A 14,125-nucleotide genomic window follows, 5' to 3' on the forward strand; every position below is an offset into this window, starting at 1 on the left:
AAACGGAATTATGAACCGGGGTAAAAAGGTTTTCCGATGGAATTGGGCATGTTGGCGCGAATCCAGGCCGGGTTGCGCGAAATGATGGCCAGCACCACCACCGGCGCGAGGTACTGCGCCATCGACAGGAACTGGCTCGGGATCTGCACGCCCTGGCTCTGCAGGAAGAAACCGAGCTGGCCCACGCCGCCGAACAGGTAGGCCCCCAGCAAGACCCGCGCGGGGCGCCAGGTGGCGAAGGTGGTCAGCGCCAGCGCGATCCAGCCGTTGCCGGCCACCATGCCCTCGACCCACAGCGGCGTGTAGACGATCGACAGGTACGAGCCCGCCAGGCCGCACAGCGCGCCGCCGGCCAGCACCGCCATGAAACGGATGCGCCGCACCGGATAGCCCAGCGCATGGGACGACTCGGGCGACTCCCCCACCGAGCGCAGCACCAGGCCTGGCCGCGTGCGGTTCAGGAACCAGATCAGGAAGCCGGTGAAGATCACGGTGAGGTAGACCAGCGGATGGTGGCGGAAGAAGGCTTCGCCGATCCATGGGACGTCCGACAAGAACGGGATCGCGTACTTGGTCGCCTCGGGCAGTTTCTCCTGCACGTACTTCACGCCGGCAAAGGCCGAGAAGCCCGAGCCGAACAGGCTCAGGGCCAGGCCGGTGGCGTACTGGTTGGTGTTGAACCAGATCACCAGGCCGCCGAAGATGGCCGCGAGCAAAGCGCCCGCCGCCATGCCCGCCGCGAAACCGACCCAGGTGTTGCCGGTGTGCACGACGGTGGCGAAGCCGGCGATGGCGGCGCAGAGCATCATGCCCTCCGCGCCGAGGTTGACGATGCCGGCCTTCTCATTGATCAGCAGGCCGAGCGCGGCGATGGCCAGCACGGTGCCAGCGTTCAGCGTGGCCGCGAGGAGCAGTGCGTATTCCATCAGGCAGCCCCTCCCGCAATGGCCTTGGGCTTGCCGACCTTACCCACATAACGCACGCTGTAGGCGATCAGGGTGTCGCAGGCCAGCAGCGCGAACAGCAGCAGTCCCTGGAACACACCGGTCAAGGACTTGGGCAGGCCGAGCCGCGACTGTGCGAGTTCACCGCCGATGTAGAACATGCTCATCAGGATGGCCGAGAAGATCATGCCCACCGGATGCAGCCGCCCGACGAAGGCCACGATGATGGCCGCGAAGCCGTAGCCCGCCGGCACGTAGGGCGTGAGCTGGCCGATCGGGCCGGCCACTTCGAGCGCGCCCGCCAGGCCGGCCGCGCCACCCGAAACCAGCAAGGCCGTCCACAAGGCACGGCGCGAAGAGAAGCCGGCGTAGCGCGCGGCCGCCGGCGCCAGGCCGCCAACCTGTTGCGCAAAGCCGGCGCGCGTGCGGAACAGGAACACCCACAACGCCCCCGCGCCCACCAGCGCGATGATCAGGCCGACACTGACGCGCGAACCCTTCATGAGACGCGGAATCTGCGTCACCGCCTCGAAGGTCTTGCTCTGCGGGAAGTTGTAGCCGCCCGGGTCTTTCCACGGCCCCTGCACCAGGTAGCCGAGCAACTGGATGGCCACGTAGACCAGCATCAGGCTCACCAGGATCTCGCTGGCGTTGAAGCGGTCGCGCAGGTAGGCCACGATGCCGGCCCAGAGCATGCCGCCCGCGATGCCGGCGAGCAGGATCGGCGCGATGATCCAGCCGCCCGTGCCCTTGTCGGCCAGCAGAGCGATGCCGGCGGCGAAGATGGCGCCCATCACGAACTGGCCCTCGGCGCCGATGTTCCAGACGTTGGAGCGGAAACAGACCGCCAGCCCCAGCGCGATGACCAGCAGCGGCGTGGCCTTGACCATGAGCTCGCCCAGCGCATAGGTGCTGCGCAGCGGCTCCCAGAAAAACACCTGCAGGCCGCGCACCGGGTCCTTGCCCAGGGCGACGAACAGCAGCACGCCGATCAGCACGGTGATCAGCAGTGCCAGGATGGGCGAGCCGTAGCTCCAGAATTTGGACGGCTGGGGCCGCGCTTCGAGCTTAAACATGACTGGCTTCCTTCACCGCATTCCCATGGGTCGCGGCCGGCTGATCCCACAAGCCCGACATCCATTCCCCGATCTGCGCCACGGTGGCGCGCGCCCGGTCCACCGACGGTGACAAGCGCCCTTTGGCGATCACGTGCAGCCGGTCGCTGATCTCGAAGAGTTCGTCGAGCTCCTCGCTCACCACCAGCACCGCGCAGCCCGCGTCGCGCAGCGCAAGGATGGCGCCGCGGATCTGCGCCGAAGCGCCCACGTCCACGCCCCAGGTCGGCTGCGACACGATCAGCAGCTTCGGGCCCGCATCGATCTCGCGGCCGACGATGAACTTCTGCAGGTTGCCGCCCGACAGCGACTTGGCCGCCGCCTGCGGGCCGCCGGCCTTGACCTTGTAGCGGTCGATGATGCTGAGCGCCTGCGTGGCCAGCGACTTTACGTTGATCCAACCGGTCTTGCCGAGCGCGTCGTCGCGCGTGAGCAGCAGGTTGTGCGCCAGCCCCAGCGTGGGCACGGCACCGCGGCCGAGCCGCTCCTCGGGCACGAAATGCACACCCAGGCTGCGCCGCTGGCGCGGGCGCAGGCGCGCCGCATCGCGGCCGAAGATCCTGATCATCTTGGCTTCGGCGCGGCAGTCCTCGCCCGACAGCGCGTACATCAGCTCCTTCTGGCCGTTGCCGGAGACGCCGGCGATGCCGACCACCTCGCCCGCACGCACCGTGAGGGATACACCGTCGAGGTCGATGCCGAACTGGTCTTCGCGCGCCAGATGCAGGTCCTGCACCTCCAGCACGGTGGCGCCGGTCTTCGACTCGCGGTGCTGCAGTGCCGGCGGCTCGGCGCCGATCATCATGCGGCTCAGCGAGGCGTTGGTCTCCTGCCGCGGGTCGCACACGCCGGTGACCTTGCCGCCGCGCAGCACGGTGCAGGCGCTGCAGAGTTCACGGATCTCGTGCAGCTTGTGGCTGATGTAGAGGATGCTGCAGCCTTCCGACACAAGCTTCTTCAGCACCACGAACAGCTTCTCCACGGCCTGAGGCGTGAGCACGGAAGTCGGCTCGTCCAGGATCAGCAGCTTGGGGTCGGTCAGCAGCGCACGGATGATTTCCACGCGCTGCATCTCGCCCACGCTCAGCGTGTGCACCGGCCGCGAGGGATCGATGTCCAGCCCGTATTCACCGGCCTTGGCCGTGATGCGCTGCGTGACCTCGGCGAGCCTGAGGTGCTTGTCCAGGCCGAGCCAAACGTTCTCGGCCACGGTCAGCGTGTCGAACAGGCTGAAGTGCTGGAACACCATGCTGATGCCCAGCGCCCTGGCCTCCTGCGGGTTGCGGATGTGCACGGGTTCGCCATTGAACATCACCGTGCCTTCGTCGGGCTTGACCGAGCCGTAGATGATCTTCATCAGCGTGGACTTGCCGGCGCCGTTCTCGCCGAGCACGGCATGGGCCTCGCCGGGCTGCACCGTCAGCGAGACGCCGCTGTTGGCGACCACCGCGGGGTATCTCTTGGTGATGTTGGTGAGTTGTAGTCGTGGAATCGTCATGAGGGTGTCAGGCTGAACGCAAGGCCGCGGCCACCGACTTCACCTGTTCGCGCAGCCACTTGGCGGCGGCCGAGGTGTGGGTGCGTTCGTGCCAGAGCTGGTAGTACATCATGCGGGGAAACGGGACGGGACAGGGCAGGATTTTGACGGGCAGACGGTCGGTGAACCGTTCGCAGTACTGGCGGCCGGTGGTCAGTACCAGCAAGCTCGATGCCACCATGGCCGGAATCATGCCGAACCAGGCACAGCGCGCCGTGATGCGGCGCTGCAGGCCCAGGCTGTCGAGATGGTCGTCGATCACGCCCTTGGCGCCCGGGTGCGTGGGCGTGGGTGCGATGTGCTCGGCGGCGAGCCAGGCCGTCTTGTCCCAGCCGCGGCGCACGGCCGGATGGTCGGCGCTCACCAGGCACACCACCTCGTCGCCGAACAGGCGCCCCATGTGCAGCTCGCCCGGCGGCCGGGCCCAGTTGCCCACCACCACGTCGAGCCGGCCCTGGGCCAGGTGCGCCTGGTAATCGGCGTCGCCCGACAGCGGATGGATCTCGATCTGGCACAGCGGCGCATGGGTCTTGACGGTCGAGACCAGCTGCGGCAGGAACAACGGATCGAGGTAGTCGCTGGCGGCCAGGCGGAAGGTGTTGGTGGCGGTCTTGGGCGTGAAGCCACGCGCGTCGGTGAACAGCACTTCGGCGGCACGAAGAATGCTGGCACTGGGCTCGAGCATGCGCAGACCGGCATCGGTGGGCACCATCCCGGAGCCCGAGCGCACCAAAAGAGGATCGTCGGCGAGGTCGCGCAAACGTTTCAGCGCCGTGCTGACCGCGGGCTGGGTCATGCCCAGGCGGATGGCGGCGCGGGAAACACTTCGTTCGGTGAGCACGGTGAACAAGACCCTGATGAGATGGAGGTCGATCTTGTCGAAAAGAGCTTGGTCTCTCATATTGATCAGAGCATGTGTGCCATATGCCGATGCCGATGTGGATGCGCGTGTGCCAAGGGTACCCTGTTGATTCTGTAGCATGCTTCGGGTGAACGCGCGCAAGACGCCGATCCGACGGAAGACAACCCTGAAAGCAAGAGTAAAGCCACGAGGATTTCAGCGCCCATGACGACGACCCAACCCCTGCGATTCATCCGGCGCGGCCAGACCGTGACGCTCGGCAATGTACCACCCACACGCACCCTTCTGGAGGTGCTGCGCGAGGACCTGCATGGCAGCGGCACCAAGGAAGGCTGCGGCGAAGGCGACTGCGGCGCCTGCACCGTGGTGCTCGGCGCCGAGGAAGATGGCCGGTTGACCTACCGCGCCGTGAACAGTTGCATCCGCCTGGCGCATTCGGTGGACGGCATGGCGGTATGGACCGTGGAAGATCTGTCCGATACAGACGGCACGCTGCATCCGGCCCAGGAGGCCATGGTGCAGTGCCACGGCTCCCAATGCGGCTTCTGCACACCGGGCTTCGTGATGAGCCTGTTCGGCATGTACCAGAACCATGTGGCCAAGGGCGAGGCCATCGACCGCAAGCTGGCGCAGGAAGAACTCTCGGGCAACCTCTGCCGCTGCACCGGCTACCGTCCGATCCTGGACGCCGCACAGCACATGGCGACCCTGCCCGCCGCAACGGTAGACGAGCCTTCCTTGCTACGAAAATTGCAGCACCTTGCGCAATCCACGCCTGCACCGGAGGCCGATTCTTCTTATATTTCGCCCGAAACCCTGGCCGCGCTGTGCGAAGCCCGGGCCGCCCATCCCGAAGCGCAGATCGTCGCCGGCTGCACCGACGTCGGCCTGTGGATCACCAAGATGCACATGGAGTTCGAGCGTGTGCTGGATGTGACCCGGGCCGCAGAACTGCGCCGCATCGAAGACGGGCCCACCCACCTGTCGTTCGGCGCAGCCGTGCCCCTGCAGGACGCCTATGCCGCGCTGGTCGCCGACCGGCCGCAGCTCAAGTCCTTCGCCGCGCGTTTCGCCGGACTGCCGGTGCGCAACTCGGGCACGCTCGGCGGCAATGTGGCCAACGGTTCACCGATCGGTGACTCGATGCCGCTGCTGATCGCGCTCGGTGCGACGGTGGTGCTGGCCAGCATCCGCGGCACTCGGGAATTGCCGCTGGAAGCGCTCTACACCGGCTACCGCAAGAACGTGATGGCGGCCGACGAATTGCTGGCCTTCATCCGCGTGCCGAAGGCGCCCTCGCCCGCTGTGGAATTGATGAAGGTCTACAAGATCTCCAAGCGCTTCGACGACGACATCTCGGCCGTGTGCCTGGCACTGCGCCTGGTGCTCGACGGCGCGCTGGTGCGCAGCGCGTCCATCGGCGTCGGCGGCGTGGCTGCCACTCCGGTGCGCGCCGTGCGGACCGAAGCCGCCCTCACCGGCCAGCCCTGGACGGTGGACACGGTGCGGGACGCGATGGCCGTGCTGCGCGGCGAGTTCCAGCCGATCTCGGACATGCGCGCCTCCAGCGACTACCGCCGCGAGGTGCTCGGCAACCTGCTGCAGCGCTTCTGGCTGGAAAGCCAGGGCTGGCAGCAGGTCAACCTCGAATCCCTGACGCTGGAGGCCCTATGAACGCTCCCGAAAAAGTGGTGATGGACGGCGCAGCGGCGGTGATCCCGGCGGCCGGCGTCTCGCGCTTCCATGAGAGCGCGCGCGCCCAGGTGGCCGGCGCGGCCCATTACATCGACGACCTGCCCGAGGTGCGCGGCACCCTGTTCGCCGCGCCGGTGATGTCCAACGTGGCCCATGGCCGGCTCGTCGGCATCGACGACACCGCAGCGCGCGCCATGCCGGGTGTGCGCGACATCGTCTACAGCCGCGACGTGCCGGGCGACAAGATGCTGGCCGCCTTCGCCGGCGACGAGCCGGTGTTCGCCATCGACACGGTGCAGCACGTCGGCCAGGTGGTCGGGCTGGTGGTGGCCGACACCGTGATGGCCGCGCGGCGTGCGGCACGCAAGGTGAAGCTCGACATCGAAATCCTGCCCGCCATCCTCAGCGTGCACGAGGCACATGCCGCCCAAAGTTACGTGCTGCCGCCGGTGTTCGTCAAGCGCGGCGACGCGGCCCGGGCACTGTCGCGCGCACCGCACACGCTGGAAGGCACGCTCGAAATCGGCGGCCAGGAACACTTCTACCTCGAAGGCCAGGTGGCCTATGCGCTGCCGCAGGAGCAGAACCAGTGGCTGGTCCACAGCAGCACCCAGCACCCGGGCGAGGTGCAGCACTGGGTGGCGCATGCGCTGGGCCTGCACAACCACGCGGTGAAGGTGGAATGCCGGCGCATGGGCGGCGGCTTCGGTGGCAAGGAAACCCAGGCCGGCCACCTGGCCGTGTGGGCCGCGGTGGCGGCGCACAAGCTGCGCTGCCCGGTGAAGCTGCGCTTCGACCGCGACGACGACTTCATGGTCACCGGCAAGCGCCATCCCTTCGCCTACAAATACACCGTGGGCTTCGACGACAACGGCCTGCTCAGCGGCCTGAAGCTGTCGATGATGGCCAACTGCGGCTTCAGCGCCGATTTGAGCGGCCCGGTGGCCGACCGCGCCGTGTTCCACGCCGACAACGCCTATTACCTGGCCGACGTGGACATCGCCTCATACCGCTGCAAGACCAACACCCAGAGCCACACGGCCTTCCGCGGCTTCGGCGGGCCGCAAGGGGTGATCGTCATCGAGAACATCCTCGGTGACATCGCGCGCGAACTCGGCCTGGACCCGCTGGCCGTGCGCCGCATCAACCTCTACGATGCCGCGCAACCGGTCGGCACACCCATCGACACCAGCCCCGAGGCGCGCAACCACACCCACTACGGCATGGCGGTGGAGGACAACATCCTGCATCCGCTGCTGGAGCGGCTGGAGGCTTCTTCGGCGTACCAGGCGCGGCGCAGCGCCATCGCGCTGTGGAACGCGAAGAGCCCGGTGATCAAGCGCGGCATCGCCATCACGCCGGTGAAGTTCGGCATCTCGTTCACCGCCACGCTGTTCAACCAGGCCGGCGCGCTGGTGCATGTCTACACCGATGGCAGCGTGCAGGTGAACCACGGCGGCACCGAGATGGGCCAGGGCCTGAACACCAAGGTGGCGCAGATCGTGGCGGATGAACTGGGCGTGCCCTTCGAGCGCGTGATGGCCACGGCCAGCGATACCAGCAAGATCCCCAACGCTTCGGCCACCGCGGCCTCCAGCGGCACCGACCTCAACGGCCGCGCCGCCCAATACGCCGCGCGCAACGTGCGCGACAACCTGGCGAGCTTCGTCTGCGGCCTGGACGGCTGCGGCGCGGGCGCGATCCGCTTCAAGGGCGGCCAGGTGATCTCGCCGGTGGCCACGCGCGACTTCACCGACGTGGTGCAGCGCGCCTATGCCAACCGCATCCAGCTCTGGAGCGACGGCTTCTACCGCACGCCCAAGATCCATTACGACAAGGCCACGCTCACCGGCCGGCCGTTCTACTACTTCGCCTACGGCGCGGCGTGCAGCGAGGTGGCCATCGACATGCTCACCGGGGAAAGCCGGGTGCTGGCGGTGGACATCCTGCACGACGTGGGCACCTCGATCAACCCGGCCATCGACATCGGCCAGATCGAAGGCGGCTTCGTGCAGGGCATGGGCTGGCTCACCACCGAGCAACTGGTCTGGAACGAGAAGGGCTACCTCAGCACGCATGCGCCCAGCACCTACAAGATCCCGGCCACGGGCGACATCCCTGCGCGCTTCCAGGTCGAGTTGTGGCCCGAGGCCAACCGCGAGGACAACGTGTTCGGCAGCAAGGCCGTGGGCGAGCCGCCGTTCATGCTGGCCATCAGCGTCTACGAAGCGCTGAAGGAAGCCATCGCCGCCGCCCGGGGCGACGGCGCCAGGGTCTTGCTCATCGCGCCGGCCACAGCCGAGAACGTGTTGTGCGCGGTGATGCGGCCCGCGGGCGCCGACTGACGGCGCTCAGGCCACCGGCGACGCAGGGGCTCCTCCCGCGCGACGGCCTCCTAGAATAGGACGCCGCCCATCCCCGGAGATCGATTTCATGTCCGCCGTCCCGTCGCCCGCCACCCGCCCTGCCACGCCCGCCGCGGCGAGCCGCACCGTGGTGCACACCGTCCGTGTCGAATTCGGCGACTGCGATCCGGCCGGTATCGTGTGGTTTCCCAATTTTTTCCGCTGGATCGATGCGGCCTCGCGCAACTTCTTCACCGCCTGCGGCGTGCCGCCGTGGCACCAGCTCGAAGCCACGACCGGTGTGCTCGGTACGCCGCTGGTCGACACCAGGTCTCGCTTTGTCAACAGCGCGAGCTACGGCGACGTGCTCGACATCCACGTGCAGGTGAGCGAATGGCGCGGCAAGAGCTTCGTGATGCGGTACCACCTGCTGCGCGGCCAGGGCAGCGAGGGCAATAGCAATGGCAATGACGATGGCGCCACGCTGATCATGGAATGCGAGGAAGTGCGCATCTTCGCCGCGCGCCGCCCGCCCGGTGAAGGCGGCGGGGCTGGTGGCAGTGCGAACGGCAACGGCATCCGCGCCGTGCCCATCCCTGAAGACATCCGCCGCATGTGCGCATGAGCCCTGCCCGCACTGCATCCACACCCCCGCCCGGCGCGCGTTGCACCGTGCGTCGCTACAGCGGCGAATACGCGGCCCATGCGCATGAGCATGCCCAGCTCATGTTCGCGCTCAACGGCCGCATGGAGCTCGAGATCGAGGGCCGTGCCGCCTTTGCCGACACCAGCAGCGGCGTGATCATCCCGGCCGGCATGGCCCACGGCTTCCTCGCCCCGCCCGATGCACGCATGCTGGTGGTGGATGCACCCGCCTCCCGCGCGACGGATCGCCTGCAACGCTTCGCGGTGACCGCTGCCTGCCGCGACCTGGCGATCGGTGGCTCGCGGGGCGATCGGGCCGACACCGGCCTGCAGGTCCTGCTGGCGGCACCGCAGGTGCTGCTGCGCCGCACGATCGACCTGGCCCGGCTCGATGCCGCGCTCGACGCCGCTCTGCACGCGCCCTGGACCAATGCCGCGATGGCGGCGCTGTTCCACCTGAGCCCGCAGCGCTTCCACGCGCGTTTGCTGGAACTCACCGGCAGCACCCCCCAGGCCTATCTGCGTGCGCGGCGGCTGGCCGAAGCGATGTTGCTGGTGGCGCATGGCATGGCATTGGAGGCGGTGGCGCTGCAGGTCGGCTACAGCTCGGCCAGCGCCCTTGGCGTGGCCCTGAAACGCGAACGCGGCCTGGGCGCGCGGCGGCTGCGCGGTCGCGAAGCCTGAGCCCTACTGCTTCAGGCCGAGCTTGGTGATCAGCGCCCTGTAGGCCGCGTGGTCCTTGGCCATCACCGTGCGGAAACCGTCGCCGTCCGCATAGGCGTAGCCCATGTTCTGACGGTCGAGCGCCTCCAGCAGGCTCGGCTCGTTGGCGATCTTGACGGTGGCCGCGCGCAGTACTTCGACGATCTCCGGTGGCGTGGCCTTGTTCACGGCCAGCCCGCGCCAGGTGCCCATCGAGATGTCGATGTTGCGCTCCTTCAGCGTGGGCACGTTCTCGAAGCCCTTGATGCGCTGGTCCGACATCACCGCCAGGGTCTTCAGCTTGCCCGTGGAGGTGTAGGTGTAGACCTCGGCGGCACTCACCGTGATGGCGTCGATGTGTCCGCCCAGCAGCGCCAGCGACGCGGGTGCCGCGCCGGTGAACGGGATGTGGTTGAACTTGACGCCGGTCTTGTCCTCGATGGCCGCGGCCGACAGGTGCCAGGTCGAACCGTTGCCGGCATTGCCGACGCTCAACACCTTGGTCCTCGCCGCGGCAAGGAATTCCTCGACCGTGTTCCACGGCGCATCGGCGCGCACGGTAAGCCCGGCCGGGTCGTAGTTCAGCCGCGCGATCGGCGTGAAATCCTCGTAGGTGATCTTGGTGAGGCCCATGTTGGGCTGGGTCATGAGATCGGTGGCGAGCAGCACGATCTTGTAGCCGTCTGGCTTGTTGTTGATCACGTCGGCCCAGCCGATCGCGCCAGCCGCGCCGGGCTTGTTGATGACGATCAGCGGCTGGGCCAGATGTTTGGTGGCAGCCTGCGCGAAGGCCCGGCCGAGCACGTCGGTGCCGCCGCCGGCGGGGTACGGGACGATCAGTTCGATGGGTTTGGTGGGATAGGTCTGGGCGGGGGCCTGGACCGAGATGGTCATGGCGCACAGCAGGGAGGCGAACAGGGCGGGGGTCTTCATCGATGTCTCTAGGTGTTGTGGATGGTGGGCGGGAAGAGTCTGCTTTTCAGCGTTTTCAGTGCATGTTGAGTCCTTCGCCAACCAAGACCTGCTACTTCCGGCCGCGAAGTCGCTCGCCGAGGGCGATGATCTCCCCCATGATCCCGCGCCTGAAGGCCAACACACAGATCACGAAAATCAGCCCCGTGACCATCGTCACCGATTCACCCAGCGTGTTGAACCATTCGATCCCGCTGATACCGGCAATCGCATGCCCCAGTTCCCCGATCTTGTTCTCCAGCAGCACGACCACGGCCGAGCCCAGCAGCGGCCCTGACAGGGTGCCGAGACCGCCGACCAGGGTCATCAGGATCACCTGCCCCGAAGCCGTCCAGTGCACATCGCTCAAGGTGGCAAAGCCCAGCACCAGCGTCTTCAACGATCCGGCCAGACCGGCCAGTGCCGCCGACAGCACGAAGGCCAGCAGCTTGAAGCGGCTCGTGTCGTAACCCAGCGAAATCGCGCGCGGTTCGTTCTCCTTGATGCCCTTGAGCACCTGGCCGAACGGCGAATGGATGGTGCGCACGATGAGCAGAAACGCCGCCACCACCACGGCCAGCGTGACGTAGTACATCGTCAGGTCGTTCTGCAGGTCGATCAGGCCGAACAGCTTGCCGCGCGGCACACCCTGCAGGCCGTCTTCCCCGCCGGTGAACTTGGCCTGCAGCGCGACGAAGAACATCATCTGCGCCAGCGCCAGCGTGATCATCGCGAAATAGATGCCCTGGCGACGGATCGCCAGCACACCGAAAATCCAGCCGAGGAAGGCCCCCGCGAGCGTGCCGAGCACCAGGCCGATCTCGGGTGTCAGGCCCCAGACCTTCATCGCGTAGCCGGCCACGTAGGCCGAGCCGCCGAGGAAGGCCGCGTGGCCGAACGACAGCAGGCCGGTATAGCCCAGCAGCAGGTTGAAGGCCGAGGCGAACAGCGCGAAGCACAGCAGCTTCATCACGAAGACCGGATAGGCCCCGAGCGCCGGCGCCAGGAGCAGTGCCAACAACAGCACGAGGTAGCCAATGGTGGTTTTTTTCATACTGCTGGGCCGCCCCAAGGTATGAAGCGCCCCCTCGGGGGGCAAAGAGCTACACGCAGTGAGCGAATGTGGGGGTGATTTTTCATGTCCGTCCTACCTCTCTTTGCCGAACAGGCCGGCGGGACGGATCAGCAGCACGATGACCATGATGACGAACACCACGGTCGACGAGGCTTCGGGATAGAACACCTTGGTGAACCCTTCGATGATGCCCAGGCCGAGGCCGGTGAGGATGGAGCCCATGATCGAGCCCATGCCGCCGATCACCACCACGGCGAAGACGACGATGATGAGGTTCTGCCCCATCAGCGGAGACACCTGGATCACCGGCGCGGCCAGCACACCGGCAAAGGCGGCCAGCGCGGCGCCGAAGGCATAGGTGAGCGTGACCATCAGCGGCACGTTGATGCCGAAGGCTTCCACCAGCCGCGGATTCTCGGTGCCGGCGCGCAGGTAGGCGCCGAGCTTGGTCTTCTCGATCACGAACCAGGTCGCGAAACACACGACCAGCGATGCCGCCACCACCCACGCACGGTAGTTGGGCAGCACCATGAAGCCCAGGTTGGTCGAGCCGTCGAGCAGGTCGGGCGCGTCGTAGCCCAGGCCCGAGACGCCGTACACGGAGCGGAACGCACCTTCGATCAGCAGGGTCAGGCCCAGCGTGAGCAGCAGGCCGTAGAGATGGTCGAGCTTGTAGATCCAGCGCAGCAACAGCTTCTCGATCAACACGCCGAAGACACCGACGATGACCGGCGCGGCGGCCAGCATCACCCAGTAGTTGATCTCGAAATAATTCATGCCCATCCAGGTGAGGATGGCACCCATCATGAACAGCGCGCCGTGCGCGAAGTTGATGACGTTCAGCAGCCCGAAGATGACCGCCAGGCCCAGGCTCAGGATGGCATAGAAGGAGCCGTTCACCAGCCCCAGCAGGAGCTGGCTCAGAAGGCCTGGGAGGGAGATCGTCATGGGTGGGAAACGTTATCGGTCTGGCCCCCTCTCCCGTACGCGGGAGAGGGTTGGCGTGAGGGCGGGATCGTCCTTACTTCCACAAGGCGCATTTCGTCTCGGCCTTGGTCGTAAACACCTGGTCACCCGGCAGCACCTTCATGACCTTCAGGTAGTCCCAGGGCTGCTTGGATTCGGCCGGCGACTTGACCTGCACCAGGTACATGTCGTGGACGAAGCTGCCATCGGCGCGAATCTGGCCCTTGCCGTAGAAGTCGTCGATCTTCACGCTCTTGAGCTGGGCCATGACCTTGTCGGCATCGGTCGTCTTGGCGGCTTCGACGGCCTTGAGGTAGTTCATCGTGGCCGAGTAGTCGGCGGCCTGCACGTCGGTCGGCATGCGCTTCATCTTGTCGAAGAATTTCTTCGACCAGGCGCGGGTCTTGTCGTTCAGGTCCCAGTAGAAGCTGGTGGTGTGCAGCAGGCCTTCGGTGTTCTTCAGGCCCAGGCTGTGGATGTCGGAGAGGAACACCAGCAGGCCGGCGGTCTTCATCGTCTTGTTGATGCCGAATTCCTTGGCCGCCTTGATCGAGTTGATGGTGTCGCCACCGGCGTTGGCCAGGCCCAGGATCTGCGCCTTGGAATTCTGCGCCTGCAGCAGGAAGGACGAGAAATCGGACGCGTTCAGCGGATGGCGCACCGCACCCAGCACCGTGCCACCCTTCTCCTTGACGATCTTGGTGGTGTCGGCTTCCAGCGCCTGGCCGAAAGCGTAGTCGGCGGTGATGAAGAACCAGTTCTTGCCGCCCTGGTCGACCACCGCGCCGCCCGTGCCCTTGGCCAGCGCCACGGTGTCGTAGGCGTAGTGGATGGTGTAGGGGGTGCACTGCTCGTTGGTCAGCGCGGAGGTGCCGGCGCCGTTGTTGAAGTACACGCGCTTCTTCTCTTCGGCCACCTTGGCCATGGCCAGCGCCGTGCCGGAGTTGGTGCCGCCGAAGACCATGGTCACACCCGCGGTGTCGATCCATTCGCGGGCCTTGGAGGCGGCGATGTCCGGCTTGTTCTGGTGGTCGGCGGACATCAGCTCGATCGGCTGGCCCAGCACCTTGCCGCCGAAGTCGTCGATGGCCATCTGGATCGCCGTGGCGCCGCCCTTGCCTTCCACGTCAGAGTAGAGGCTTGACATGTCGGTGATGAAACCGATCTTCACCTTCTCCTGCGCATGGGCCACGCCGGAAGCCAGGCCTACGACGGCCAGCAGGCCGGTCAGAACGCTGAGTTTGTATTTCATGATGGTCTCTCTTGTCTCTGGGTTGTTGAACGGGTG

12 protein-coding genes are annotated in these 14,125 nt (G+C 66.5%); 4 read left to right on the plus strand and 8 right to left on the minus strand.

Annotated elements, in window-relative coordinates; genetic code table 11:
* Nucleotides 1-8 precede the first annotated feature (8 nt).
* Genes RD110_RS17095 through RD110_RS17110 form a run of 4 tightly spaced genes read right to left on the minus strand, consistent with a single transcriptional unit; the run spans nt 9 to nt 4,497 of the window.
* Nucleotides 9-929 (minus strand): ABC transporter permease, encoded by a 921-nt coding sequence (locus tag RD110_RS17095; RefSeq protein ID WP_157900396.1) that lies wholly within the window; start codon nt 927-929, stop codon nt 9-11.
* A complete protein-coding gene (locus RD110_RS17100; protein WP_076200585.1) occupies nt 926-2,020 on the minus strand; it encodes an ABC transporter permease in 1,095 nt (364 codons plus the stop codon). The genes RD110_RS17095 and RD110_RS17100 overlap by 4 nt, the downstream gene beginning before the upstream one ends.
* Nucleotides 2,013-3,557 carry an ABC transporter ATP-binding protein gene (locus RD110_RS17105; protein WP_076200586.1) on the minus strand — a complete coding sequence of 515 codons (1,545 nt, stop codon included), beginning with the start codon at nt 3,555-3,557 and terminating at the stop codon, nt 2,013-2,015. Before RD110_RS17105 ends, RD110_RS17100 begins: the two co-directional genes overlap by 8 nt.
* Before the next feature lie 7 nt (nt 3,558-3,564).
* Nucleotides 3,565-4,497: a LysR family transcriptional regulator gene (locus tag RD110_RS17110; RefSeq protein WP_076200587.1), complete on the minus strand. Its 933-nt coding sequence runs from the start codon at nt 4,495-4,497 to the stop codon at nt 3,565-3,567.
* Between the two features lie 165 nt (nt 4,498-4,662).
* Here RD110_RS17110 and xdhA point away from each other — a divergent pair, with 165 nt between their 5' ends.
* The 4 genes from xdhA to RD110_RS17130 all read left to right on the plus strand — a co-directional run bounded on the left by xdhA (nt 4,663) and on the right by RD110_RS17130 (nt 9,827).
* Nucleotides 4,663-6,132 carry a xanthine dehydrogenase small subunit gene (gene xdhA / locus RD110_RS17115; protein ID WP_076200588.1) on the plus strand — a complete coding sequence of 490 codons (1,470 nt, stop codon included), beginning with the start codon at nt 4,663-4,665 and terminating at the stop codon, nt 6,130-6,132.
* The gene (xdhB, locus tag RD110_RS17120) at nt 6,129-8,498 is read left to right on the plus strand and encodes a xanthine dehydrogenase molybdopterin binding subunit (protein ID WP_076200589.1); all 2,370 of its coding nucleotides are present in this window, start codon (nt 6,129-6,131) and stop codon (nt 8,496-8,498) included. Before xdhA ends, xdhB begins: the two co-directional genes overlap by 4 nt.
* Nucleotides 8,499-8,586: 88 nt before the next feature.
* Complete coding sequence (locus RD110_RS17125) at nt 8,587-9,123, plus strand: acyl-CoA thioesterase (RefSeq protein ID WP_076200590.1); 537 nt, start codon at nt 8,587-8,589, stop codon at nt 9,121-9,123.
* Nucleotides 9,120-9,827: a helix-turn-helix domain-containing protein gene (locus RD110_RS17130; RefSeq protein WP_076200591.1), complete on the plus strand. Its 708-nt coding sequence runs from the start codon at nt 9,120-9,122 to the stop codon at nt 9,825-9,827. Before RD110_RS17125 ends, RD110_RS17130 begins: the two co-directional genes overlap by 4 nt.
* Before the next feature lie 3 nt (nt 9,828-9,830).
* Here RD110_RS17130 and RD110_RS17135 read toward each other — a convergent pair whose 3' ends face one another.
* The 4 genes from RD110_RS17135 to RD110_RS17150 all read right to left on the minus strand — a co-directional run bounded on the left by RD110_RS17135 (nt 9,831) and on the right by RD110_RS17150 (nt 14,089).
* Nucleotides 9,831-10,778, minus strand: coding sequence for a tripartite tricarboxylate transporter substrate binding protein (locus tag RD110_RS17135; protein ID WP_076200592.1), 948 nt, complete (start codon nt 10,776-10,778; stop codon nt 9,831-9,833).
* Nucleotides 10,779-10,869: 91 nt separating this feature from the next.
* Nucleotides 10,870-11,850: a branched-chain amino acid ABC transporter permease gene (locus RD110_RS17140; protein ID WP_076200593.1), complete on the minus strand. Its 981-nt coding sequence runs from the start codon at nt 11,848-11,850 to the stop codon at nt 10,870-10,872.
* A gap of 93 nt (nt 11,851-11,943) precedes the next feature.
* Nucleotides 11,944-12,819: a branched-chain amino acid ABC transporter permease gene (locus RD110_RS17145; protein WP_076200594.1), complete on the minus strand. Its 876-nt coding sequence runs from the start codon at nt 12,817-12,819 to the stop codon at nt 11,944-11,946.
* A gap of 73 nt (nt 12,820-12,892) precedes the next feature.
* Nucleotides 12,893-14,089 (minus strand): ABC transporter substrate-binding protein, encoded by a 1,197-nt coding sequence (locus RD110_RS17150; protein WP_076200595.1) that lies wholly within the window; start codon nt 14,087-14,089, stop codon nt 12,893-12,895.
* Nucleotides 14,090-14,125 lie beyond the last annotated feature (36 nt).

This window comes from Rhodoferax koreense (genome assembly GCF_001955695.1).
GTDB lineage: Bacteria > Pseudomonadota > Gammaproteobacteria > Burkholderiales > Burkholderiaceae_C > Rhodoferax_B > Rhodoferax_B koreensis.

What these genes read in the sequence shown, in the direction of transcription:
- RD110_RS17100 (WP_076200585.1), bottom strand. Translation starts at nt 2,020, where the DNA reads ATGTTTAAGCTCGAAGCGCGGCCCCAGCCGTCCAAATTCTGGAGCTAC.
- RD110_RS17105 (WP_076200586.1), bottom strand. Translation starts at nt 3,557, where the DNA reads ATGACGATTCCACGACTACAACTCACCAACATCACCAAGAGATACCCC.
- RD110_RS17110 (WP_076200587.1), bottom strand. Translation starts at nt 4,497, where the DNA reads ATGAGAGACCAAGCTCTTTTCGACAAGATCGACCTCCATCTCATCAGG.
- xdhA (WP_076200588.1), top strand. Translation starts at nt 4,663, where the DNA reads ATGACGACGACCCAACCCCTGCGATTCATCCGGCGCGGCCAGACCGTG.
- xdhB (WP_076200589.1), top strand. Translation starts at nt 6,129, where the DNA reads ATGAACGCTCCCGAAAAAGTGGTGATGGACGGCGCAGCGGCGGTGATC.
- RD110_RS17125 (WP_076200590.1), top strand. Translation starts at nt 8,587, where the DNA reads ATGTCCGCCGTCCCGTCGCCCGCCACCCGCCCTGCCACGCCCGCCGCG.
- RD110_RS17130 (WP_076200591.1), top strand. Translation starts at nt 9,120, where the DNA reads ATGAGCCCTGCCCGCACTGCATCCACACCCCCGCCCGGCGCGCGTTGC.
- RD110_RS17135 (WP_076200592.1), bottom strand. Translation starts at nt 10,778, where the DNA reads ATGAAGACCCCCGCCCTGTTCGCCTCCCTGCTGTGCGCCATGACCATC.
- RD110_RS17140 (WP_076200593.1), bottom strand. Translation starts at nt 11,850, where the DNA reads ATGAAAAAAACCACCATTGGCTACCTCGTGCTGTTGTTGGCACTGCTC.
- RD110_RS17145 (WP_076200594.1), bottom strand. Translation starts at nt 12,819, where the DNA reads ATGACGATCTCCCTCCCAGGCCTTCTGAGCCAGCTCCTGCTGGGGCTG.
- RD110_RS17150 (WP_076200595.1), bottom strand. Translation starts at nt 14,089, where the DNA reads ATGAAATACAAACTCAGCGTTCTGACCGGCCTGCTGGCCGTCGTAGGC.